General features: G+C 40.7%; 26 protein-coding genes. 23 read left to right on the plus strand and 3 right to left on the minus strand.

Annotation, left to right across the window (positions count from 1 at the left end; genetic code table 11):
- Window positions 1-6: 6 nt before the first annotated feature.
- The 7 genes from rsmG to ychF all read left to right on the plus strand — a co-directional run bounded on the left by rsmG (window position 7) and on the right by ychF (window position 6,419).
- A complete protein-coding gene (gene rsmG, locus QI30_RS05495; protein WP_126989931.1) occupies window positions 7-723 on the plus strand; it encodes a 16S rRNA (guanine(527)-N(7))-methyltransferase RsmG in 717 nt (238 codons plus the stop codon).
- Window positions 724-889: 166 nt separating this feature from the next.
- The gene (gene noc / locus QI30_RS05500) at window positions 890-1,732 is read left to right on the plus strand and encodes a nucleoid occlusion protein (RefSeq protein ID WP_126989932.1); all 843 of its coding nucleotides are present in this window, start codon (window positions 890-892) and stop codon (window positions 1,730-1,732) included.
- A 722-nt stretch (window positions 1,733-2,454) separates the two neighbouring features.
- Window positions 2,455-3,291, plus strand: a complete 837-nt coding sequence (locus tag QI30_RS05505) for a ParB/RepB/Spo0J family partition protein (protein ID WP_126989933.1) — start codon at window positions 2,455-2,457, stop codon at window positions 3,289-3,291.
- Window positions 3,292-3,294: 3 nt separating this feature from the next.
- On the plus strand, window positions 3,295-4,017 hold the full coding sequence (locus QI30_RS05510; protein ID WP_126989934.1) for a DUF554 domain-containing protein: 723 nt from the start codon (window positions 3,295-3,297) through the stop codon (window positions 4,015-4,017).
- A gap of 117 nt (window positions 4,018-4,134) precedes the next feature.
- A complete protein-coding gene (locus QI30_RS05515; RefSeq protein WP_126989935.1) occupies window positions 4,135-5,043 on the plus strand; it encodes a mechanosensitive ion channel family protein in 909 nt (302 codons plus the stop codon).
- Window positions 5,043-5,243, plus strand: a complete 201-nt coding sequence (locus tag QI30_RS05520) for a DUF951 domain-containing protein (RefSeq protein WP_126989936.1) — start codon at window positions 5,043-5,045, stop codon at window positions 5,241-5,243. Before QI30_RS05515 ends, QI30_RS05520 begins: the two co-directional genes overlap by 1 nt.
- 75 nt (window positions 5,244-5,318) lie before the next feature.
- Window positions 5,319-6,419, plus strand: a complete 1,101-nt coding sequence (gene ychF / locus QI30_RS05525) for a redox-regulated ATPase YchF (protein ID WP_126989937.1) — start codon at window positions 5,319-5,321, stop codon at window positions 6,417-6,419.
- Window positions 6,420-6,437: 18 nt separating this feature from the next.
- On the opposite strand, the gene QI30_RS05530 is transcribed toward ychF, so the two are convergent.
- Window positions 6,438-7,022 carry a DUF3267 domain-containing protein gene (locus QI30_RS05530; protein ID WP_126989938.1) on the minus strand — a complete coding sequence of 195 codons (585 nt, stop codon included), beginning with the start codon at window positions 7,020-7,022 and terminating at the stop codon, window positions 6,438-6,440.
- A 174-nt stretch (window positions 7,023-7,196) separates the two neighbouring features.
- On the opposite strand from QI30_RS05530, the gene rpsF reads away from it, so the two are divergent.
- From rpsF to QI30_RS05570, 8 genes are all read left to right on the plus strand, one after another.
- Window positions 7,197-7,487, plus strand: a complete 291-nt coding sequence (rpsF, locus tag QI30_RS05535) for a 30S ribosomal protein S6 (RefSeq protein ID WP_126989939.1) — start codon at window positions 7,197-7,199, stop codon at window positions 7,485-7,487.
- Between the two features lie 37 nt (window positions 7,488-7,524).
- Complete coding sequence (locus tag QI30_RS05540; RefSeq protein ID WP_126989940.1) at window positions 7,525-8,103, plus strand: single-stranded DNA-binding protein; 579 nt, start codon at window positions 7,525-7,527, stop codon at window positions 8,101-8,103.
- Between the two features lie 24 nt (window positions 8,104-8,127).
- Window positions 8,128-8,364, plus strand: a complete 237-nt coding sequence (gene rpsR, locus QI30_RS05545) for a 30S ribosomal protein S18 (protein WP_126989941.1) — start codon at window positions 8,128-8,130, stop codon at window positions 8,362-8,364.
- Between the two features lie 201 nt (window positions 8,365-8,565).
- Window positions 8,566-9,519 (plus strand): YybS family protein, encoded by a 954-nt coding sequence (locus QI30_RS05550; protein ID WP_126989942.1) that lies wholly within the window; start codon window positions 8,566-8,568, stop codon window positions 9,517-9,519.
- An 11-nt stretch (window positions 9,520-9,530) separates the two neighbouring features.
- Window positions 9,531-11,504 carry a DHH family phosphoesterase gene (locus QI30_RS05555; protein ID WP_126989943.1) on the plus strand — a complete coding sequence of 658 codons (1,974 nt, stop codon included), beginning with the start codon at window positions 9,531-9,533 and terminating at the stop codon, window positions 11,502-11,504.
- On the plus strand, window positions 11,504-11,953 hold the full coding sequence (gene rplI, locus QI30_RS05560) for a 50S ribosomal protein L9 (protein ID WP_126989944.1): 450 nt from the start codon (window positions 11,504-11,506) through the stop codon (window positions 11,951-11,953). The genes QI30_RS05555 and rplI overlap by 1 nt, the downstream gene beginning before the upstream one ends.
- A 15-nt stretch (window positions 11,954-11,968) precedes the next feature.
- A complete protein-coding gene (dnaB, locus tag QI30_RS05565) occupies window positions 11,969-13,321 on the plus strand; it encodes a replicative DNA helicase (protein WP_126989945.1) in 1,353 nt (450 codons plus the stop codon).
- 148 nt (window positions 13,322-13,469) lie between these two features.
- Window positions 13,470-14,759 carry an adenylosuccinate synthase gene (locus tag QI30_RS05570; protein ID WP_126989946.1) on the plus strand — a complete coding sequence of 430 codons (1,290 nt, stop codon included), beginning with the start codon at window positions 13,470-13,472 and terminating at the stop codon, window positions 14,757-14,759.
- Window positions 14,760-14,972: 213 nt separating this feature from the next.
- Here the strand turns inward: QI30_RS05570 and QI30_RS05575 are convergent, their stop codons facing one another.
- The gene (locus QI30_RS05575; protein ID WP_370323590.1) at window positions 14,973-15,797 is read right to left on the minus strand and encodes a YitT family protein; all 825 of its coding nucleotides are present in this window, start codon (window positions 15,795-15,797) and stop codon (window positions 14,973-14,975) included.
- A 294-nt stretch (window positions 15,798-16,091) separates the two neighbouring features.
- Here QI30_RS05575 and yycF point away from each other — a divergent pair, with 294 nt between their 5' ends.
- The 8 genes from yycF (at window position 16,092) to rlmH (ending at window position 23,893) form a co-directional block, all read left to right on the plus strand.
- Window positions 16,092-16,802, plus strand: coding sequence for a response regulator YycF (gene yycF, locus QI30_RS05580; protein WP_126989948.1), 711 nt, complete (start codon window positions 16,092-16,094; stop codon window positions 16,800-16,802).
- Between the two features lie 6 nt (window positions 16,803-16,808).
- The gene (gene walK / locus QI30_RS05585; protein ID WP_126989949.1) at window positions 16,809-18,632 is read left to right on the plus strand and encodes a cell wall metabolism sensor histidine kinase WalK; all 1,824 of its coding nucleotides are present in this window, start codon (window positions 16,809-16,811) and stop codon (window positions 18,630-18,632) included.
- Entirely contained in the window at window positions 18,632-20,005 is a 1,374-nt protein-coding gene (locus tag QI30_RS05590; protein WP_233600531.1) for a YycH family regulatory protein, read from the plus strand. Before walK ends, QI30_RS05590 begins: the two co-directional genes overlap by 1 nt.
- Complete coding sequence (locus QI30_RS05595; protein WP_126989951.1) at window positions 19,992-20,825, plus strand: two-component system regulatory protein YycI; 834 nt, start codon at window positions 19,992-19,994, stop codon at window positions 20,823-20,825. The genes QI30_RS05590 and QI30_RS05595 overlap by 14 nt, the downstream gene beginning before the upstream one ends.
- Window positions 20,826-20,837: 12 nt before the next feature.
- Entirely contained in the window at window positions 20,838-21,626 is a 789-nt protein-coding gene (locus tag QI30_RS05600) for an MBL fold metallo-hydrolase (protein WP_126989952.1), read from the plus strand.
- Window positions 21,627-21,770: 144 nt separating this feature from the next.
- The gene (locus QI30_RS05605) at window positions 21,771-23,042 is read left to right on the plus strand and encodes a S1C family serine protease (protein WP_126989953.1); all 1,272 of its coding nucleotides are present in this window, start codon (window positions 21,771-21,773) and stop codon (window positions 23,040-23,042) included.
- 113 nt (window positions 23,043-23,155) lie between these two features.
- Window positions 23,156-23,320: a CxxH/CxxC protein gene (locus tag QI30_RS05610; RefSeq protein WP_126989954.1), complete on the plus strand. Its 165-nt coding sequence runs from the start codon at window positions 23,156-23,158 to the stop codon at window positions 23,318-23,320.
- A 93-nt stretch (window positions 23,321-23,413) separates the two neighbouring features.
- On the plus strand, window positions 23,414-23,893 hold the full coding sequence (gene rlmH / locus QI30_RS05615) for a 23S rRNA (pseudouridine(1915)-N(3))-methyltransferase RlmH (RefSeq protein WP_126989955.1): 480 nt from the start codon (window positions 23,414-23,416) through the stop codon (window positions 23,891-23,893).
- 125 nt (window positions 23,894-24,018) lie between these two features.
- On the opposite strand, the gene QI30_RS05620 is transcribed toward rlmH, so the two are convergent.
- A partial coding sequence (locus QI30_RS05620) for a transposase (protein ID WP_148113849.1) occupies window positions 24,019-24,166 on the minus strand: 148 nt, incomplete at its 5' end.

Here is a 24,166-nt window from a genome sequence, read left to right on the forward strand (position 1 = left end):
AAAACGATGAACGAACAGCAATTTTTCGATGCATTAAAAGAAAAAGGCATTGAGTTATCCACAGAACAACTTCAGCAGTTTAAAACATATTTCGAAACATTAGTAGAATGGAACGAAAAAATGAATCTAACTGCTATCACTGATTTAGAATCGGTTTATTTAAAACACTTTTATGATTCAATCAGCGCAGCATTCTACGTTGATTTCGCAAAAGTAACGACTCTTTGTGACGTTGGCGCTGGCGCTGGCTTCCCAAGTATCCCAATTAAAATTTGTTTCCCACATCTTCACATCACGATTGTGGATTCATTAAATAAACGTATCCAGTTCCTCAATCACCTAAGCAAAGAGCTAGGCTTATCTCATGTGAATTTTGTGCATTCACGCGCTGAAGATTTCGGACGTAATCCACAATACCGCGAGCAATTTGACTTAGTGACAGCACGTGCCGTTGCGCGTATGTCTGTGCTATCAGAGCTTTGTGTACCACTTGTCAAAGAAGGCGGCCAATTTGTCGCAATGAAAGCTGCTAGTGGCGAAGATGAAGTGAAGGATGCGAAAAAAGCATTAACAACACTTGGTGTAAAACTTGATGAAGAGCATCATTTCTTATTACCAGTAGAAGAAAGTGATCGTGTGATTTTCACGTTTAATAAAGTGAAAGCGACACCGAAAAAGTACCCTCGTAAACCGGGTGTACCGAATAAATCACCTATTCAATAAGCCTTAAAAAGAATCGTACAATGGTGCGATTCTTTTTTTGTGTGTTACGTCATGAAAACGAGCAAATGGGAGTCGGACTTTCTTTTTTCCACACTTAGTCATGTATTTTTGAGGGAAATTCACTATAATGGTAAGTAGCAAATATCGAAAAAGGTGGTGCTCGTAAATGAGAAGTGCTTTTTCACGATTTTTTGGTAGTAGCGACCAGACGCCAACTAAAAATCATGAATCAGTAGTACAGCTTCCAATGGATAAAATTCAACCGAATCGCTATCAACCGCGAACGATTTTTGATAGTGGCAAATTAGCAGAGCTTGCGCAAACAATTGAGTCCCATGGCGTGATTCAGCCGATTGTTGTGCGTGAGGTAGAGGACGGGATTTTTGAAATTATCGCAGGAGAGCGTCGTTATCGTGCGATGCAATCCTTAAATTGGACAGAGGCACCTGCAATTATTCGTGAAATGAGCGAACGTGAAACGGCATCGATTGCGTTGATTGAAAACTTACAGCGCGAAGAATTGACGGCGATTGAGGAGGCCCATGCGTATCAGGCATTACTTGAAATGCATGAGCTGACACAAGGTGCGCTTGCAGAAAAATTAGGGAAAGGTCAATCAACGATTGCGAATAAACTGCGCCTGTTGAAGTTGCCGCAGGAAATCCAAGACGCGATTTTAAATCGCCAAATTTCTGAGCGTCATGCACGCGCCCTTATTCCGTTGAAAGATGAAGCGCAGCGTCTACTACTTTTCAATGAAACATTAGAAAAAGATTATAATGTGCGTCAGTTGGAGCAACGTATTGAACAACTGACCGAAGCAGATAAAAAGCCGAAGAAAAAACGTGTGCGTCGTATCGTTAATAAAGACGTACGCATCGCGCTTAATACGATTCGTGAATCGGTGTCGGTTATTCATGATAATGGCATTGCGATTGATACGCAGGAAGAAGAGAACGATGATTACTTCCAAGTAACGGTACGCATCGCGAAAAAGAAATCAAAATAACAACGTAGCGATGATGCCAGAAATGGTTTTGTCATCGCTATTTTTTTTTGCGCATTTTTCTCCTGCATTCACGATAACCTCAGGAAGCGGGTTTTAGATACGACATATTTTTGGATATGCGTCAGAGCTATGTATATAGGGCTGTAAATCTAGTGATTATTTCGCCAAAACGCCCTTTTTCAAAGATATTTATTAATTCTGTGGTGATAGTTACGATAACTTTGTACAGATGATGAATAAAAACGGGCAAAAAACACCCCATACGGGCCGATTTTGAGCCCGTTTTGCGTTATTTCGGGAACCTTTTTGCCTTTGTAACATCAAATCGGAGTTTGTATTTGTCGCTTTTTATGAAAACTAAATAAATGACAGTGCAGCGCGATTGTATAAACTATTTGTGCAAAAAACACCCCTCGGAGAAGCCGAAAGGGCGATTTTTCACTTATTTTGGGGTAGTTGAGGACATATTTAATAATTAAAAATAGTAACGATATGAGGAAAAATAGTGAATAAAAATTTTCATTGACAGACTTTTGCGGGATACTTATTAATCTGTCCTTTTTTCGTAAGTGAAATGGCTTGCTTTGGCACTTATTTTAAACTATGTTGTAGTCAAAACACGCTTTCTAAGGTGAGGGGCTATTTCTGATAAACGATTTCGTGACATTTTTTATGTTCTGAAATAAGAAATTTTAGGATATCTGTTACACTAAAGGAAATGCATGAAAGGGGGAATCATTGTGGAGGAGACATTTATTGATGTAGCAGATGGCGATATTGTGGAAAATATAGCGGTGCGAAAAATCCGACCAAATCCGTTTCAGCCTCGTCGTATTTTTAATGAGGAGGCGCTTGAAGAATTATCACAATCGATTAAAGAGCACGGGATTTTGCAGCCGATTATCTTGCGAAAAACCGGTAACTTCTATGAGATTGTTGCAGGGGAACGACGCTTTCGTGCAACGAAAAAAGCTTTGATTCCTGAAATTCCAGCGGTTGTGCGTAACTACAATGACCGCGAAATGATGGAGCTTGCGACGCTTGAAAATTTACAGCGTGAAGATTTGACGCCGATTGAAGAGGCGGAATCGTATCGTAAGCTGATGGATGCGCTAAATATGACGCAGGAAGTACTTGCAGAGAGACTCGGTAAGAGTCGTTCATACATTGCTAATCATGTGCGCCTATTAACGCTACCAGAGGATATTCAAAAGATGGTAGATCGCGGCGAATTGTCGATGGGGCATGGTCGCGCATTAATCGGTATTAAGCGAAAAAATATTATTCCGATTGTGGCGAAAAAAGTTATCGACCAGCAGATGAATGTCCGTCAGCTAGAGAGTTATGTACATGCGCTAAATAAAGATGTTTCACGTGTAACTAAAAAGAAATCGGTTAAAAACTTGTACCTGGACGAGGCGGCGGCAGAACTGCGCGATTATCTAGGTACAAGCGTATCGATTAAGTCATCAAAAAATAAAGGGAAAATTGAAATCGACTTTTTCTCAGACGAAGATTTGGAGCGTATTATCAATTTATTAAAAGAACGCGGGGAATAGAGAGTGATTTTACTAGGTTCATTAATTAATGGCGCACTCATTTTACTTGGAGGGTTTATTGGTCGTCTGCTGCAAAATATTCCAGATCGCGTCAAAGAGACGGTCATGCTTGTCATTGCACTAGCAATTGTTGTGCTTGGTGTGCAAATGGGGATTCAGAGCGATAATTTTATTATTGTCATGGTAAGTCTCGTGTTTGGGACCATTATCGGTGAGTTAATTGACATTGATGGAATGTTGAACCGACTTGGTCAATGGATGGAAGGCAAGCTCGATGGGGGTAAGCTATCGAATAAAGAGGCGAATAAGGGAAGTCTTGCGCAGGGCTTTGTGACAGGAACCTTGATTTTTGTTATTGGCTCGATGAGTATTATTGGAGCGCTTGATGGGGGTTTACGTAACGACCATTCAGTATTAATTACAAAGGGAATCATCGATGGTTTTACAGCGATGATATTAGCGTCAACAATGGGTGTTGGTGTGTTGATAGCGGCAATACCAACTGTGCTATATGAAGGGCTTATTGCGATTTTTGCAGGCTTCATTAGTGCATTTATTCCGCAGGAGGCACTTGATTTATTTTTAAAGCAATTAACAGCGACAGGTGGGATTATGATTGCGGCCATTGGATTGAATATGCTTGGCTTAACGAAAATACGCGTAGCGAATACGTTGCCGGCGATTCCAGTTGTGGCAATTATTGTCGCAATTATGTACGTTCTCTAAATTCCGCATAAAATCAATCGAAATTGCGACGTATTTTGACTATAATGAATGATAGACAAAACAGCTATTTACGTTTCGTAGATGGCTGTTTTCAATATGAAGAAGAGGAGACGACTTATGTTACAGAATGCATATGATACGGTGATGAATTATATCATCGATGAAAAAATGTGGATTACACTTGGCGTAAACTCGTTGAAAATTATTAGCATTATTCTTGGTGCGATGATTATCGTCCGTATTGCACGCGCTGCGATTACAAAAACGTTTACGATGCGTGTGAGTCTAACTGACAAGCTACAAGCTGGCGGTTATAAAACGTATAATGCAGATCGTCGTTATCGAACGGTACTTCGTCTATTGAAGAGTATTGTTGGGTATGTCGTGTACTTTATCGCGGGCGTGGCCTGTTTATCGGTTGTTGGCATTAACATCACCGGTTTAATTGCCGGTGCTGGGGTTGTTGGTTTAGCAATCGGTTTTGGTGCGCAAAGCTTAGTGAAAGATGTCATTACAGGATTTTTTATTATTTTCGAGGATCAATTTGGTGTAGGAGATTATATTCGTTTAACGAATATTGAAGGAACCGTACTTGAAATTGGTCTGCGTACGACGAAAATTAAAGGAGCGGGTGGCGAAATTAATATTGTGCCAAACGGTTCAATTACTGAAGTTATCAACTATTCGATTAATAACTCAACAGCAATTATCGATGTCAGTGTGGCGTATAGCTCAGACATTAATAAAGCTGAGGAGCTCATTATAGATTATTTACGTACATTACCTCAAAAGGATGAAAATATCGTTGGAGAACCGACACTTCTAGGTGTGCAAAGTGTCGTTGGCGCAGAAGTGGTTTTACGAATTTCTGTTGAAACATTGCCGATGCAGCATTTTGGTATCTCACGTATGATTCGCCGCGATGTGAAGGAGATGTTTGATGCAAATGGTATTGACATTCCGTATCCGAAAATGATGGTTTATGAGCGTGAAGCAACACCGATTTCAGAGGAGGGCGAAGAGTAGTGGAAGCGAAAACGTATAAGTTAAATGATGTCGTCGAAATGAAAAAGCAACATCCATGTGGCACAAATGCATGGAAAATTATTCGCTTAGGTGCAGATATCCGCATTAAATGTACAGGTTGCCAGCATAGTGTGCTGATTCCTCGTCGTGAGTTTGAGAAGAAATTAAAAAAAGTGCTTATTGAGGCACCAGAACAATAATAGACTTTTACGTGCTGAAAAATTATAATAGACAGGTTAAACACGTAGGAACAATTTGAAAGGTTGTGGATGAACATGGCTTTAACAGCCGGTATCGTAGGTTTACCTAACGTAGGGAAATCAACATTATTTAACGCAATTACAAAAGCAGGCGCGCTTGCAGCGAACTATCCGTTTGCAACAATCGACCCAAACGTAGGAATCGTAGAAGTGCCAGATGCTCGTTTAGATAAATTAACTGAATTAGTAGAACCAAAGAAAACAGTGGCAACTTCATTTGAATTCACTGACATTGCTGGTATTGTACAAGGTGCTAGCCAAGGTGAAGGTTTAGGGAATAAATTCTTATCTCATATTCGTGAAGTAGATGCGATTACACAAGTTGTACGTTGCTTCGAAGATGAAAACATCACACATGTTGCAGGTAAAGTAGACCCACTTAGTGACATCGAAGTAATCAACTTAGAATTAATTCTTGCCGATTTAGAATCAGTTGACAAACGCTATGCGAAAGTAAGTAAATTAGCGAAACAAAAAGATAAAGAATCAATGGAAGAAGCAGCTGTGCTTGAAAAAGTAAAAGAAGCATTCGCAAACGAAATGCCAGCTCGCTCAGTTGACCTAAGTGATGAAGAGAAAAAAATCATCAAGGGCTTAAGTCTATTAACGCTAAAACCAGCATTATACGTAGCAAATGTTGCAGAAGATGAAGTAGCAGACGCTGACAACAATAAGTACGTGCAACAAGTACGTGACTACGCTGCAAAAGAAGGCGCTGAAGTAATCGTTGTTTGTGCGAAGATTGAAGAAGAAATCGCGCAATTAGATGACGATGAAAAAGCAATGTTCTTAGAAGAGCTTGGTATCGAAGAATCAGGTTTAGATAAATTAATCAAAGCGGCATACAGCCTACTTGGTTTAGCTACTTACTTCACTGCAGGTGTACAAGAAGTACGCGCATGGACATTCCGTAAAGGCATGAAAGCACCACAATGTGCCGGCGTTATCCACTCTGATTTCGAACGCGGGTTCATCCGTGCCGAAACGATTTCATTTGAGGACCTAGTTGCTTACGGTTCAAAACCAGCCGCAAAAGAAGCGGGTCGCCTTCGTCTTGAAGGGAAAGAATACGTTGTACAAGATGGCGACGTAATGGAATTCTTATTTAACGTTTAATCAAAAAAGGACACGGCCTTAGCTGGCGGTGTCCTCTTTTTTTTCGACTGGATGAAGTGTATATAGATGGAGCCGTGGAAATTTCTCATCATCTTTTACAAGGCAGTTTTTCGGATATTTTAACAGTCCGGCATACATCGCAAAGTCACCCACTGCGCCAGCGATTAGCCAAGCACCTGCTAGCACGAGCATCTGACTTTGAAGCCAGAAGCCTAAAATGACGGGTACGACCCCCGTTAGCCAAAACGGGAGTAACAGCGCCTTTCGCATCACAGCGTTTGGAAGTAACTCCGTCGTTGTGGCATAGGCAATGCCCATTTTTAAATTAACGCCGTATTTAAGCGATGATAAGGGCACACGTCCAAAGAGTACAAAGCCGATGAGATGGCAGATCTCATGGAGCACAATTAAGAGCATATAGAGCCCAGCAAATAATAAAAGATCGACTAAAAAGCGCCATGATTCAAAATGATTAGTAAAACCAAAAAAGTAGGCATAGATGCCAACTAAAATGACCGATGCACCGATTGTGACCCATAAATTTTGCTTGCCTACTTCGTGCATATCTAGCTCGATCACAGCGAATTTTACTGGTTCTCGCATGACCCCACCTCCTAACCTTTAGTATTGCAAAACGTTCATAAAATAGCGAATAATAATCGTTGCGAACAAAAGTCGAATATGGTAATATTTAAAGATGTGAGTAGTACACGTTACTAACTCTCCTTGCCTATCTACGGTAGGTAGGCCAAAGACCATGAGGAGGTGCAAATACAAATGCGCAAATACGAATTAATGTACATCATTCGTCCAAACATCGAAGAAGAAGCTAAAAAAGCTCTAGTTGAACGTTTCAACGAAATCTTAACTTCTAACGGTGCTGAATTAGTTGAATCTAAAGATTGGGGCAAACGTCGTCTTGCTTACGAAATCAATGACTTCCGTGAAGGTTTCTACCAAATCATGAAAGTTAATGCTCCAACTGAAGCTATCAACGAATACACTCGTCTAGCTAACATCAGCGAAGACATCATCCGTCACATCGCTGTACGCGAAGAAGAAAAATAATCAGTTATAATATATAAAGTAAGGAGGTTGTATTCTGATGATTAACAATGTCGTATTAGTCGGTCGCTTAACAAAAGACCCTGAACTTCGCCAGACACAATCTGGTGTTGCTGTAGCTCGTTTCACACTTGCTGTAAACCGTCCTTTTTCTAGCCAAAATGGTGAAAAACAAGCGGACTTCATTAGCATCGTTGTTTGGCGCAAACAAGCGGAAAACTGTGCACAATTCCTGCACAAAGGAAGCTTAGCGGGCGTTCAAGGACGTATCCAAACAGGTAGCTATGAAGGCCAAGACGGTAAACGTGTCTACACGACAGAGGTGATCGCTGATAACGTTCAGTTCCTAGAACCGAAAAACGCTAACAGCAATTATCAACAAGGTCAAGGCGGTTTCCAACAACAAGGTGGATACCAACAACAGCCTTATAATGGCGGCAATCAAAACCAATTTGGTGGCAACCAGTTCGGTAATTCTCAACAAGGCGGTTATCAACAACCATCTTATCAACAGAATCAGCCAACTAATCAAAACTACACAAACATGAATGAGGATCCTTTTGCAACACCAACTGACAACAAAAAAGTTGATGTGTCTGAAGACGATCTTCCATTCTAATTTTAAGAAGGAGGGAAATTGAACATGGCACCACGTCGAGGAGGCCGCAAACGCCGTAAAGTTTGTTATTTCACATCTAATAACATCAAACACATCGATTATAAAGATGTTGATTTATTAAAAAAATTCATCTCAGAACGAGGCAAAATCTTACCACGTCGCGTAACTGGTACTAGCGCTAAATACCAACGTAAATTAACTCTAGCTATCAAAACTGCACGTGTAATGGCTTTACTTCCATTCGTAGCTGAAGAAAAATAAGACACTGTTCTTAGAGAGACTAGGCATTCGCTTGGTCTCTTTTCTTATGCTCTTTTTTAAAGAAATAAGGTGTAATTTTACTTCCTATCGTACGATTTTAGGGACCAATGACCTCTGTCGTTTTTTTGTTAGGTACTATGAAACATGGTACAATGGGAAGATGAAATATTAAAAGTTTCTCTTAAAAAAGGAAGGTACAACATGCCAGAAAATCGTACGCGTCGCCTTACACATGGCGCGATGATGGTCGCTATTTTTACGGTGCTTCTTGCGGTATCTACATATATTCCGCTTACATCGATATTGATTACTTGGGTGCTACCATTACCAATTGCTTGGTATAGCGCAAAGTATAATATGAGCTCATCAGTTGCTGTAACAATTGCTGGGATTATGTTGTCATTTATCGTTGGAGGCGGCTTTTTAGCGCTACCAGTAGCCTTTATGTATGCTGTGATTGGCCTCGTGCTTGGGACGATGCTTCGTCTAAAGAAAAACAAGGCGACTATCTTTTTAGCAACCAGTGGCGCGATTCTTGCAACATTCGCCATCGTTTATTTTGCTTTTGTAAAAATCTTAAATATTAATATTATCCAGCAAACACTCGACCTCTCGATGCAATCATTTGATACATCACGTAAAATGATGGAGGCGTCAAATGTGCCTGCTGACCAGTTGGCAAGCTTTGAAAAACAGCTTGAGTTAATGGAGAAGACAGCTACGTATTTAGTACCTTCTCTACTCGTATTTGCGGTCCTTGGCATCGCATTTATTATTCTTGCAGTGAATTTGCCGCTGTTAAAACGTTTAAAACTAGAGGTGCCAAAATTTAAACCGTTTCGTTATATGCAGTTACCACGTTCCATTCTTTGGTATTACTTCATCGTTCTTATTATTTCGTTGTTTGTAAGACCAGAAGAGGGTACATATCTTTATGTGGCAATCTTAAACTTATCCTCTATTTTGACAATGCTATTGGCACTACAAGGCTTGTCACTGATTCACTTTTTCATTTTGGAAAAGGGAATGCCAAAAGGTGTGGTAGTGATCGCAACAATTATTGCGCTGCCGTTTTTACAGTTTGTTTCACTAATTGGCTTAGTGGATTTAGGATTTAATATTCGTGGATTTATCACTGGTGAGACAAAGAAATAGGAGTTGATTTTTTGGATACTCTATTTAGAAAAAGGCCGGTTCGATATCCGCTCATCATCTTGTCATTGCTTGCGGTCATTAGCATCGTTGTTATCGTCATGAAATTCCCGATAATAGGTGCCATTTATGGAGTCGTTATTATTGTCGTACTAGCGATTGCATTTAAAGCTGAAAGTGAAGCATATGAGCAAACAGAGAAGCATATCGAACTCTTATCCTACAGACTAAAGGAAGTCGGGGAAGAGGCATTATTAGAAATGCCACTTGGGGTGTTATTAATAAATGATAATTTCCAGGTGGAATGGGCAAACCCATTTATGAAGCGTGTCATGCAGGTAGATACACTTGTAGGAATCGATTTACTAGAGATTTCTGAGGAACTACAGGCACTTGTAAAGCATGCGGATTTAAATGAAACGACGGTTACAATTAAAAATCGTCAGTATCAAACACTTTATAAACGCAATGAAAAGCTCTTATACTTCTTTGATATTACAGAGCAAGTTGAAATTGAAGAACTGTATTATGATGATCGGACGGTTATCGGGATTTTATTTATTGATAACTACGATGATATTACTGAAAATATGGACGATCAGCATAAGAGTCAAACGAATGCGCTTGTGACATCGCTTGTGAATCGCTGGGGAAATGCACATGATATTTACATTAAACGTATTTCCACAGACCGCTTTATTGCGATTATGAATGAGTCGATTTTACAACAGCTTGAGAAAAAGAAATTTGCGATTTTGGATGACATTCGCGAAGAAACAGCGCAGCAAAGTCTACCACTAACGCTAAGTATTGGTATCGGTGCGGGTTCGCCCTCTCTATCAGAGCTTGGTGAGCTTGCGCAGTCGAGTCTTGATTTAGTACTTGGGCGAGGTGGGGACCAGGTGGCGATTAAGCAGCCTGATGGTAAGGTGAAATTTTACGGCGGGAAAACAAACCCGGTTGAAAAACGTACGCGTGTGCGTGCACGTGTCATTTCCCATGCGCTACGTGATTTAATCCAAGATAGTGACCAAGTGTTTGTTATGGGACATAAAATGCCGGATATGGACGCGATTGGTGCGGCCATTGGTGTGCGTAAAATGGCCGATATGAATAATATAAACGGCTATGTGGTCATTGATTTTGATAATATCGACAACAGTACAACACGTCTGATGCGTGTCATTAAGGAAAAATCGGATTTATTCGATAAATTCTTAACGCCAGAGCAGGCGATGGAGCGTATGACGGAGAAATCATTATTAGTCATTGTCGATACGCATAAGCCGTCGATGACGATTGATGAGCGTTTATTAGAGCGTACCGATAAAGTCGTCGTTATCGACCATCACCGACGTGGTGAGGAGTTCGTTAATAGACCGATGCTTGTTTATATGGAGCCTTATGCTTCATCAACAGCGGAACTTGTGACCGAATTACTCGAATATCAGCCAAAAAATGATAAACTAACTATGTTGGAAGCAACATCTCTTCTTGCGGGAATCATCGTTGATACGAAAAGCTTTACGCTTCGTACAGGGGCGCGTACATTTGAGGCTGCATCTTACCTTCGTACAAACGGCGCAGACACTGTGCTCGTGCAGAACTTACTGAAGGAAGATATGGATACGTATATTATGCGTTCAAAAATTGTCGAAACGGCAGAGATTTATCACAAGACGATTGCTATTGCTCGTGGGCAAGGGACAAAAGTATATAACTCAGTATTGATTGCACAAACAGCGGATATTTTATTGTCGATGCAAGGCATTTCCGCATCCTTTGTTGTCGCGCATCGTGCAGATGGCCGTATCGGTATTTCTGCACGTTCATTAGGGGATATTAATGTACAACTCGTAATGGAAGAGCTTGGCGGCGGTGGGCATTTAACGAACGCCGCAAGTCAGCTTGAAGCGGATACAATTGAAGAGGCAATGACACGCTTAAAAACAGCAATCGATCATGTAATAGAAGGGAGCTCGGAATAATGAAAGTTATTTTCTTAGAAGACGTAAAAGGTAAAGGTAAAAAAGGTGAAGTGAAAGAAGTATCGGATGGATACGCACGTAACGTTTTACTAAAACAAAAAAAAGCAGTTGAAGCAACAAGTGCTGAAATGGCGAAATTACGCGCTAACAATAAACGCGCTGAAGAAAACGCTGCACAAGAGCTTGAAGATGCAAAACAATTAAAAGAAACATTAGAAAAATTAACAATTGAATTAACAGCGAAACCAGGGAAAGATGGTCGCTTATTCGGTTCAATTACATCAAAACAAATTGCTGAACAACTGCAAAAAGATCACGGCATCAAAATCGATAAACGTAAAATGGATTTAAAAGATGCTATCCGTACATTAGGTGTAACGAATGTGAACGTAAAATTACACCATGAAGTAACGGCTGTTCTTAAAGTACATGTTGCAGAAGAAGCGTAAGAAAGGGAGACGCGTATGAACGAAATGGACCGCGTCATGCCTCACAATGAGGAGGCGGAGCAATCTGTTATCGGTGCTATTTTCTTAGAGCCACAAGCACTTGTGACTGCATCGGAGGTATTGGTGCCAGAGGATTTCTATAATGCTGCACATAAGCTCATCTTTGAAACGATGCTCACATTGAACGACCAACGTACAGCGATTGATACAGTGACGGTAGCAGAAGAGCTATCGAACAAAAATATGCTGGATGATGTCGGTGGTATCATGTACATTACGGAAATTGCGAGTGCGGTACCAACTGCAGCAAACGTCGCGTTTTACGCAAGCATTGTTGCGGAAAAATCGGTACTACGTCGCTTAATTCGTACCGCTACAAAAATCGTTGAAGATGGCTATACGCGTGAGGATGAAGTCACTGAGCTTTTAGGCGAAGCGGAGAAGCAAATCATGGAAGTGGCGAGCCGTAAAAACTCGTCTGACTTCAAGCACATCAAGGGTGTTCTTGTAGAAACGTATGACCATGTGGAGCAACTTCAAAATCGCCAAGGAGATATCACAGGGATTCCAACAGGCTTCCGAGATTTAGATAAGTTAACGGCAGGATTTCAGCGTGGCGATTTAATTATCGTTGCGGCACGTCCATCGGTAGGTAAAACGGCGTTTGCGCTAAATGTAGCACAGGCGGTTGGTACAAAAACCGATGAAAATGTCGCCATCTTCTCACTAGAGATGGGTGCAGAACAACTTGTTATGCGTATGCTTTGTGCAGAAGGAAATATTGATGCACAGGTGCTGCGTACGGGTGCACTAACGACAGAAGACTGGGGTAAATTGACGCTTGCGATGGGTGCACTATCGCGTGCGGGCATTTACATTGATGATGCGGCTGGCATTCGTATAAATGATATACGAGCAAAATGTCGTCGTCTGAAACAAGAGCATGGCCTTGGCATGATTTTGATTGATTATCTTCAATTGATTCAAGGACCCGGAAAAGCCGGTCAAAACCGTCAACAAGAAGTATCGGATATTTCACGTTCATTAAAAGGGCTTGCCCGTGAATTAGAAGTTCCTGTAATCGCGTTATCTCAGTTATCTCGTGGTGTTGAGCAACGTCAAGACAAGCGCCCGATGATGAGTGATTTACGTGAATCAGGTTCGATCGAGCAAGATGCCGATATCGTAGCCTTCCTATATCGTGAAGACTACTATGATAAAGAAACTGAAGATGCTAATACAATTGAAATTATTGTAGCAAAACAACGTAACGGTCCAACCGATACGGTAAAACTGGCATTTAAAAAAGAATATAATAAGTTTGTCAGTGTGGATTGGTCTCAACAGATGCCACCGTCAAGCTATTAATTTTCTCAAAACACGAACAATGATGTCTGACCTTGGCATCACGTTCGTGTTTTTTCGCATTTTTGGTTGACTATTATCGATTTGGTTGATACAATAAGTCTGTTTGAATCAGGGCATACATAATTTGCCTGACGGAGGTGCTGATTAAATGACATCAGTTGTAGTAGTAGGAACACAATGGGGAGACGAAGGTAAAGGTAAAATTACTGACTTCCTATCTAAACAAGCAGACGCGATTGCCCGTTACTCAGGTGGCGACAACGCAGGACACACAATTCAATTCGAAGGCGAAACGTATAAATTACACTTGATTCCATCAGGTATTTTCTATAGCGACAAAACGTCAGTAATGGGTAACGGTATGGTTATCAACCCACAATCTTTAGTTAAAGAATTGACTGGTCTTCAAGACCGCGGTATCGATACTTCTAACTTACGTATCTCTAACCGTGCTCACGTAATTCTTCCTTACCACGTGTACCAAGATAAAGTGGATGAAGAATCACGCGGCGACGCTAAAATTGGTACGACTTGTAAAGGTATCGGACCATGTTACACAGACAAAGTACAACGTATGGGTATCCGTGTAGCTGATCTTTTAGATAAAGAAGTATTTGAACAAAAACTTCGCTCTAACCTAGAAATGAAAAACCGTCTATTCACGAAATTCTATGAAGTAGAACCTTTAAACTTCGATGATATGTTCGAACAGTTCTACGAATATGGCCAACAAATCGCGAAATACGTAACGGATACTTCTAAAGTATTAAACGACGTAATCGATTCAGAAGGCAAAGTATTATTTGAAGGCGCTCAAGGCGTATTATTAGACGTTGACCATGGTACGTACCCATACGTAACATCTTCTAACCCTGTAGCGGGTGGTGTTACAACTGGTACTGGTATCGGACCTTCTGCTGTAACACGCGTAATCGGCGTTTCAAAAGCGTACACTTCTCGTGTAGGTGATGGTCCATTCCCTACTGAATTATTTGACGAAGTAGGTCACCAAATCCGTGAAGTAGGCCGTGAATACGGTACAACTACAGGCCGTCCACGTCGTGTAGGTTGGTTTGACTCAGTAGTCGTACGTCACTCTCGTCGTGTATCTGGTATTACAGACTTAGCACTTAACTCAATTGACGTATTAACAGGTTTAGATACAGTTAAAATCTGTGTAGCATATGATTACAATGGTGAACGCATCACTGAATATCCTGCAAACAACCACATCATCGAAGATTGTAAACCAATCTACGAAGAACTTCCTGGTTGGGAAGAGGATATCACAGGCGTACGCCGTCTAGAAGACCTTCCAGAAAACGCACAAAACTATGTGAAACGTGTAAGCGAATTAACTGGTATTAGCATTGCGACTTTCTCTGTAGGTCCAGACCGTGACCAAACAAATGTATTAGTAGACGTTTGGGATAACTAATCCATTTAAGCATTGCAATTGTTTAAATTTTCCTCTATCATCGATAATAGAAGTAAGAAATGAAATACGGTACTATTGCTCCCTATCTTTTAGATAGTGAAGCGTTTCAATAACGTACAAAATAATTGCAGAAAAGGCATCCGCTCGGCAAAGGCGGGTGTCTTTTTATTTCATCAAAAAAGAGGTCAGGAGTAATCCCTGGCCTCTTGCATTTTAGTGAATGTTTTTCTTTTTAAAGCGACCGCCGCGCACTTCGGCGATATTGCCAATTGCAAGGAAGGCAGTCGGATCCTTCTCTTCAACAATCGAGATGAGCTTTGACTCCTCAAGACGTGTGACAACGGTGAAGATGACATTTTTCGGGTCTCCCGTATAGCCACCAGCACCATTTAAAAACGTTACACCACGTCCTAGACGATTCATAATAGCAGAGCCGATTTCCTCGTATTCGTCGCTAATAATGTAAATCGCCTTAGACTCTTCAAGCCCTTCAATGACAATATCAATCGTCTTATAGGCGATAAAATAAGCGAGCATTGAATACATCGTTTGCTCCCAATTAAAAACAAAGCCGGCGACGATGAAAATGAGAATATTAAAGAACATAATGATTTCTCCAACAGAAAAAGGCAACTTTCGGTTGAATAAAATCGCCATAATCTCTGTACCGTCGAGTGAGCCACCGTAGCGAATGACGATACCGACACCTGTACCGAGAATGACGCCACCAAAGACGGTGCTAAGCAGCAGGTCATCTGTAAAGGCGGCAACAGGGTGCAGCATGATTGTCGCAAACGATAGCACCGTAATACCGAGTGCTGTCGATAATGCGAATGTTTTACCGATTTGCTTGTAGCCAATAAAGAAAAAAGGAATATTCAAAATAAAAATAAAGACGCCTAATGGAATGCCAAAAAGATGTGAGGCAATGATTGAAATGCCGACAATACCACCATCTAAAATTTTATTCGGTACGAGAAATTGTTCGAGGCCAAGTGCCATAATAATGGCACCGATAATGACCATGATAATGCGCATGAAGACTCGAGACTTTGGTACGGGTTTCGAGAGAGGCTGCGCATGCTTAAGCGGATTGTCCATAAGTACCTCCTCATCTTTAATAACTACCTGTCTTTATTTTATTATAAAATTGTCATGTTTGTCTTTAATTGGAAGGTTATTTTTCAAGTTCGTTACAAGTGTGTAAAATCAGTAAACTAGCTAGTTCTTTTATGATACGTTAAAATAAGGGAATGGGAATCTTTAGATATTCCTAGTAAATAACGTCAAAAATATATTGATATAGATTATATTTCGAAAGGAAGAAACAGTTTGGAAAAAACAATTTTAGTTGTAGATGATGAAAAACCGATTGCAGATATTCTGCAGTTTAACTTAATTAAAGAGGGCTACAAAGTAGTTTGTGCATATGATGGTGAGGAAGCACTCGAGAAGGTAGAGGAAGTTCAACCGGATTTAATGCTGTTAGATATTATGCTACCAAAGCGCGATGGGATGGAAGTATGTCGTGAAGTACGTAAAAAATACGATATTCCAATCATTATGCTAACAGCGAAGGATTCAGAAATCGATAAAGTATTAGGCCTTGAATTAGGTGCAGATGACTATGTCACAAAACCATTTAGTACACGTGAATTAATCGCGCGTGTAAAAGCCAATATGCGTCGTCACCAAGCCGTGGCGCAGCCAGAGGAAGAAGTTGAAGAAAACAATGACATTGTTGTTGGTTCATTAACCATTCAACCAGATGCCTACTTAGTGCTAAAACGCGACCAAACAATTGAATTAACACACCGTGAATTTGAATTACTGCATTACTTAGCGCGTCATATTGGTCAAGTGATGACACGTGAGCATTTACTACAAACTGTGTGGGGCTATGATTACTTCGGTGATGTCCGTACAGTCGACGTAACGATTCGTCGTCTACGTGAAAAAATCGAGGACAACCCAAGTCATCCTGCATGGATTGTGACACGTCGTGGTGTCGGTTACTATTTAAGAAACCCTGAACAGGAGTAGGAGCCAATGCAAAAAGTGAGATTCTATAAATCAGTACAAATGAAAATTGTACTGATTTATATGCTTTTAATCATCATTGCGATGCAAATTATGGGTCTCTACTTTGCCAATAAACTAGAAGCTACGTTGAAGACGAATTTTGAAACATCAATTTTAGAGCGCCTGAAAATTGTAGAGTTTAGCGTCAAGGAAGAGATGAATAAAACGCAAAATGAAGATGGTACCCAGCTTGAAGACAATCTATCATCGATTATTAATGGGCTATCATCGGGTGATATTACAGAAGTACAAATTATCAGTACACATTCGCGTATTTTAGCGACAAGTGATGAGAATAACCAAAAGAGCATAGGCCAGCGCTCAAGTGAGGCTATTGTCCAGTCAGCGCTCAATTCTGCGACACAAATGGAAAACATCGCACTTGATGATTCCTCTAAGCGTATTTGGGTTGTGGCGAAGCCGATTCAGTCCGGTGGCAAGGTCATTGGCGCGTTATATGTGAAGGCAAATATCGAATCGGTATTTGACCAGATGAATACAATTAACAAAATTCTTGCTGGTGGTACTGCACTCGCACTATTAATTACGATGGTGCTCGGAATCTTCATTTCAAAAACGATTACGAAGCCAATTTCAGACATGCGTCGCCAAGCACAGGCAATGGCGAAGGGAAACTATTCGCGTAAAGTAAAAGTGTATGGTGATGACGAGATTGGTCAGCTTGCGGTAGCGTTTAACCATTTAACGAACCGACTGCAAGAGGCACAATCGACGACGGAAGGGGAAAAGCGTAAGCTCGCATCTGTATTAACAAATATGACAGATGGTGTGATTGCGACTGACCGTAAAGGGAAAATTATGTTGATTAATGCCCCAGCGCAAAAGCTATTAAAGAGTGAGCAAAACGAGTTAATGGGTCGTTCACTTACAGCAGTGCTTGGGCTAGATGAGGAATATACATTTGAGGATTTAATTCATATGCAAGAATCGATTAACCTCAACTTTAGCACATTAGAACAGCCGTATATTTGGCGTGCAACATTTTCAGTTATTCAAAAGGAAACAGGCTTTGTTAACGGTCTGATTACGGTGCTGCATGATATTACAGAGCAAGAAAAAATCGAAATGGAGCGCCGCGATTTCGTATCGAATGTATCGCATGAGCTGCGTACGCCGCTAACGACGATGCGTAGTTACTTAGAGGCATTATCTGACGGTGCAATCAATGAGCCAGAGCTTGGGAAGCAATTCCTTAGCGTGGCACAGACGGAGACAGAGCGTATGATTCGTCTTGTGACGGATTTACTGCAGCTGTCACGTATGGATAGCCGCGAATATGAGCTGAATACTGATTTTGTGGATTTTGTGAAATTCTTTAATCGGATTATCGACCGCTTTGAAATGGCGAAATCAAAGGAAATCACGTTTATTCGTGAACTTCCGGTGACGCCATTATATGTGGAGATTGATACGGATAAGGTGACGCAAGTAATCGACAATATTATTTCGAATGCGCAAAAATATTCACCAGATGGTGGGAGCATTCGCTTTACGGTAACAGCAAATGACGGCGAGCTTCTTGTCGAAATCAAAGATACAGGAATGGGGATTCCAAAAGAACAAGTGGACCGCATCTTTGACCGTTTCTACCGTGTTGACCGTGCGCGTGCTCGTTCGATGGGTGGTACAGGTCTTGGCCTGGCCATCTCACGCGAAATGATTATTGCCCATAACGGGAAGATTTGGGCGGAAAGTATCGAAGGAAAAGGGACATCCATCTTCTTTACACTGCCATATGGTCTTGTAGATGAGGAGGATGAATGGGATTGATGAAATATATTGAGCCAATCAAAACATTTGTGTTAATCATCCTTGTGCTACTAAGTATTACGTTAACGTTTTCAATTTGGTCATACAGCCCAAATTACCAAACAATCGAAAAAACAGTCCCACAAAATGTGGTAATTGATAAAAAGAAAACTATCTCACAAGTCGTGAAACCATATAAACTCATTGCCCAGCACGACGATGAATTTTCAGGTACGGTGAAGACAAGTGATATCGATGCATTATACGATGTGCTTAAAAACTCACAGCTATCGGATTTATCAATGATTAGTGAAAAGCTATCACACGAAAAAATGTATGAGCTAATGAAGGCGAATGATACGGTATCTCTTATGTTTTCAGATGAAGTACCGATGTCGATTTTCCAAAGTATTTTACCGACTGTGAATAAAAAAGTGTCAGGCATTGAGTTTTCACAAATGATAATTTCATTAAAGAAACCAAATAATGAAAGCATTAATGATAATGAGCTAGACGTTTATTTTGCATCACCAGAAACACATGAACTCTATAGCGCGAAGCTGCATCTTAAAAAATCAGAAGCATTCATTGCGAAACAGTTAAAAATGACGAAGAAATATGATGAATATACCGTCATTGAAACATCTAGTGGCCGTATCATGTATGTGCTTGCTGATAAGCCAAAATTTGCGAAGCAGCAATACTTTGCGCGTAATGTTAGTGCGAAGGTCGATCAATTTAAAAATGCCTTGTTCACGAATCCTAAAATCGTAAAAACGAGTCAGGACTCCATGACGAATATTGATAAATACTCTGATGACCGCTCTGTTATGACGATTTACAATAACCAGTACACATTGAACTTTGCGAATATGTCTGCTGAAAGCGATGAACGAATTTCAAAATCACATTTAATTGATCATACGATGAGCTTCGTCAATGAGCATGGTGGCTTCACGAATGACTATCGCTATGAAAGCGTCAATTACGGCGAGCAGAAGGTACTGTATCAGCTCTTTATGTCTGATTTACCGGTAGAGCCAGCGACGCAAACGACATCAACGGAAATCGAAGTGAAAATTAATAATGGCACAGTCGCGCGTTATGCACGTCCTTATTATCAGCTTGAAACGATTCCAGATGATGAAAGCAATAACTTAACGATGCTCAAAACAGCGCGTCAAGTGTATCGTATGCTTGTGACAGAACAGGTTGTAAAAAGAAATCAAATTGAAGATTTACGCCTTGGGTACAGTATGTCGTTTAAAGAACGCGATAACGGTGCCGTCGTCTTTACGCTTGAGCCAACATGGTTTTATAAAGTAAAAGAGGACTGGATTACGGTCGCGCCAGAACAAGCAACTGTTGGAGGTGACCAATATGGATTGGAATAAGACGAAAACGATTTTTATTATCGTCTTTTCGATTTTAAATGTCTTTCTTTATTCGATGTATGTCAACAGCTACAATGAGGCAAAAAAACTCGAAACACTTGGCCAAATCAATGTGGATGATGAGCTAAAAGCATCGCATATTACAATTGACCAACTTCCAACAGATGTCAAAAAAATCTCGTATATTTCCGGTAAAACAAGACCGTTTGAAGAAGCGGATTTAGCATCTTATAAAGAGAATCAAAAGTTTGTGATTAGCACCTCGGGGTTAATTCTTCGAAGCGCGCTGATTACACCTTATCCAGTGAAGGAATTTAATGAGCAGTCATTAAGTGCATTTGTTGCGAGCTATGCGCCACTAGGTGAGGAGTATAAGCTATTTTCAATTGATAATGAAAAACGAATCGCTATCTTCTTCCAAACGATTCAAAACCATACGATTTTCTATAATGAAAGTGCGTATATTAAAGTTACCTGGAATGAAGACAATGCGATTACCGGTTATGAACAAACGGCCTTTCAAAATTTAAAAACATTCGGTGAGAAAAATACGCTGATTGGTGCGAATCAGGCTGTGAAAACTTTATTTGAAAAAGGCTATTTACCAGAGTATGCACATGTAAAATCTGCAGAGCTTGGCTACTCAACGCTTGTGCCACTAACAGAAACGCGTGTATTGTCGCCAACTTGGCGCATCCATGTGGAACTAAAAGAGAAAGATGATACAATAAGAGAAGCCGATTTCTTCGTGAACGCCAATGCAGTCGATGGACAAGTGATCGATATGCAGGAAAACAAGGAATCAATTGAATCAAATTAAGGGGTTTTAGCGATGAAGTTTAGTGTTTTAGCAAGTGGGAGTACAGGAAACTCCATTTATGTTGAGAATGGTCAGCACGCGTTTATCGTCGATGCGGGTTTAACCGGTAAAAAGATGGAAGCGCTACTTGCACAAATCGACCGTGAGGCAAAACAGCTAAGCGGCATTCTTGTGACGCATGAGCATTCAGATCATATTAAAGGAGTTGGCGTGCTTGCACGTAAGCATAACATCCCTGTATTCGCGAATGCTAAAACATGGGAAGCGATGAACTCATCGATTGGGAATATCCCCCTTGACCAACGCTTTGAATGGAAGACCGACGAAGTGAAAACATTCGGTGGACTCGATATCCAGTCGTTTGCGGTGTCTCACGATGCGGCAGAGCCGATGTTCTACACATTCCAAGAAGATGGCCGTAAACTCGTTGTGATGACGGATACGGGCTATGTGAGCGACCGTATGAAAGGGTTCATTTCAACAGCTGATGCGTATGTGTTTGAAAGCAACCATGACGTGAGCATGCTGCAGATGGGGCCATACCCGTGGAAAATCAAACGTCGTATTTTAAGCGATGTGGGCCATGTGAGTAATGAGGATGCAGCGGTTGCGATGAGTGAAGTCGTTGCTGAAAAAGAAACACAAATTTACTTAGCCCATTTAAGTAAAGATAATAATATGAAAGAGCTCGCACGTATGAGTGTCTCTCAAACGCTTGAATCATGTGGTATTCGTGCTGGTGAATTTCTGCACTTACATGATACAGACGCTGAGAAGCCGACACCACTTGTGCTTGTTTAGACAAAAAACCTCCAGAGATGGAGGTTTTTTTTAATGGAAAGCGGGCACATTAATTTTGAACAAATTTTTAAGTGATTTTAATCTAATTTTCATGTTCGGCTATTAAACTATAACTAACAACAAAATACGTAGGAGGTAACAATTATGGGGTATTACGACCAAGATCCAAATCAAGCGCCAAGACGCAGTAAAGGAGGCAGTAAGGCAGGCTATTTCTTTACAGGGCTTATTGGTGTACTCATCGGCGCATTACTTGTGTGGCTGATTATTCCAAATGTGATGAATACGACAAATAATGTAGCGAGCAATTCAGAAACACAAGTTCAAACAACAGAGCCCGTTCAACTTTCAACGGACGTTTCAACGGATACAACGAAGGTTGTCGAAAAGGTTGATAGCGCGGTTGTTGGCGTTGTAAATATGCAAAAAACACAGCAGGACCTATGGGGCTCATCACCATTCGGTGGTAGCCAACAAGGTGGTACAACACAGGATAATAACGAATCATCCATTACAGAAGAAGCGGGCACAGGCTCAGGCGTTATCTATAAAAAAGATGGCGATAAAGCATATGTTGTTACAAATAATCACGTTGTCGAAGACGCAGATGAATTAGAAGTAAAATTAGCAGACGGCACAAAGGTCAAGGCTAAATTAGTCGGTACTGATATTTGGACAGACTTAGCTGTTATTTCGATTCCAAGTAAGGATGTAAAAGCTGTCGCAACATTTGGTGACTCATCAAAACTGAAAAAAGGTGAATCGGTTATCGCGATTGGGAACCCACTTGGCCTTGATTACTACGGCTCTGTGACAACAGGTGTTATCTCAGGCTTAAACCGTTCTGTACCGGTTGATTTAAATTCTGACGGCACAGCAGACTGGAATGCCGATGTTCTTCAAACAGATGCGGCCATTAACCCAGGGAACTCAGGCGGCGCGCTAATTAATATGGCAGGCCAAGTCATCGGTATTAACTCAATGAAAATCTCAAATACACAAGAATCTGTAGAAGGTATCGGCTTTGCGATTCCAAGTGATACAGCCGTACCAATTATCAATGAGCTTGAGAAAAATGGTAAAGTGGAACGTCCATCGATGGGGATCACATTAGCAGATCTAACAGATGTCCCTTCTTACTACCAACAAGGACAATTAAAATTACCATCAGATATTACAAAAGGTGTCGTTATTTCAGGTGTTCAAAGTGGCACAGCTGCCGCAAAAGCGGGTCTTGAAAAATATGATGTCATCGTCGAAATTGATGGTCAAAAAATAGACGATGCGATTGGTCTTCGCAAAATTTTATACAACGATAAAAAAGTCGGCGATGAAATGAAAGTGAAGGCATATCGTAACGGGGAAATAATTAATAAAACATTAACACTCACTGGCTCATTGAGCGAAAGTAAGTAATCCACAAGATGTGGATAACTCAGTGGATAGAAAAGTCGTACAATGCTTTTCTATCCACTTTTTGTTTGTTAAAATGGACATAACAACGGATAGACGTGAAAGGACGTAATTAAATGAAAACATATAGCTGTGAGGACCACGTAGGCCACGCGCTTGACATGTTTGTAGCGAATGAGAAAGATTTTCCAATTATGGATAAACTCGAAGAAAACGACGAAGAAACGCAAAAATGCGCGTATTGTGACGCGAAAGCAACATATATTGTGGCGAACAAATGAGCCCCTACAATATCTAGTGTAGCCTGTGGATAACTTTCAGAATTCTGTGGATAACTCAGATAATTGCTTTGTAAATTTAAGGAGGAACTCGCATTGAGCGTGACCATTATTTCGGTTGGGAAATTAAAAGAGAAATATTTAAAGATGGGCATTGAAGAGTATGTGAAGCGTCTAAATGGCTACACAAAAATCGATTTAGTTGAGGTGCCAGACGAAAAAGCACCCGAGCAATTAAGCGATGCCGAGATGGAGATTGTGAAGAAAAAAGAAGGCGAGCGCATCCTAGCGAAAATTCCACAAGATGCCTACGTTTTTGCACTCGCAATCAACGGCAAAATGCGCTCATCTGAACAGCTCTCAAAAGACATCGAAAACTGCATGACATACGGCCATAGTAAAATCGTCTTCGTCATCGGCGGCTCACTCGGACTACATGATGATGTTCTAGGCCGCGCAAATGACCTGTTATCATTCGGTAAAATGACGCTGCCTCATCAGTTAATGAAGCTTGTGTTAGTTGAGCAGGTGTATCGTAGTTTTAGAATTATGAAAAATGAACCGTATCATAAGTAAGTGCGGTTTTTATATAACACTATAAAAAGAAGAGGCTGGGACATAAGTAAAAATTCCAGTCTTTAATAGAGAAGGTGATGTCGAATTTGACATCACCTTCTCTATTTTTATGCGCAAATTGGGAATTACCATTCCCTTATTGCGTATTTTCTTAAGTTTGTCGCCATTAATGCGAGGCCAATTTCATTTTTTACTTTCGATTTTCCTCGGACGGAGAATCGAGTGAAACCTAAATTAGCCTTCAGAAATCCAAAAACTGGTTCTACGTCAATT

Source organism: Candidatus Kurthia intestinigallinarum, from assembly GCF_003991225.1.
GTDB classification, from domain to species: domain Bacteria; phylum Bacillota; class Bacilli; order Bacillales_A; family Planococcaceae; genus Kurthia; species Kurthia populi.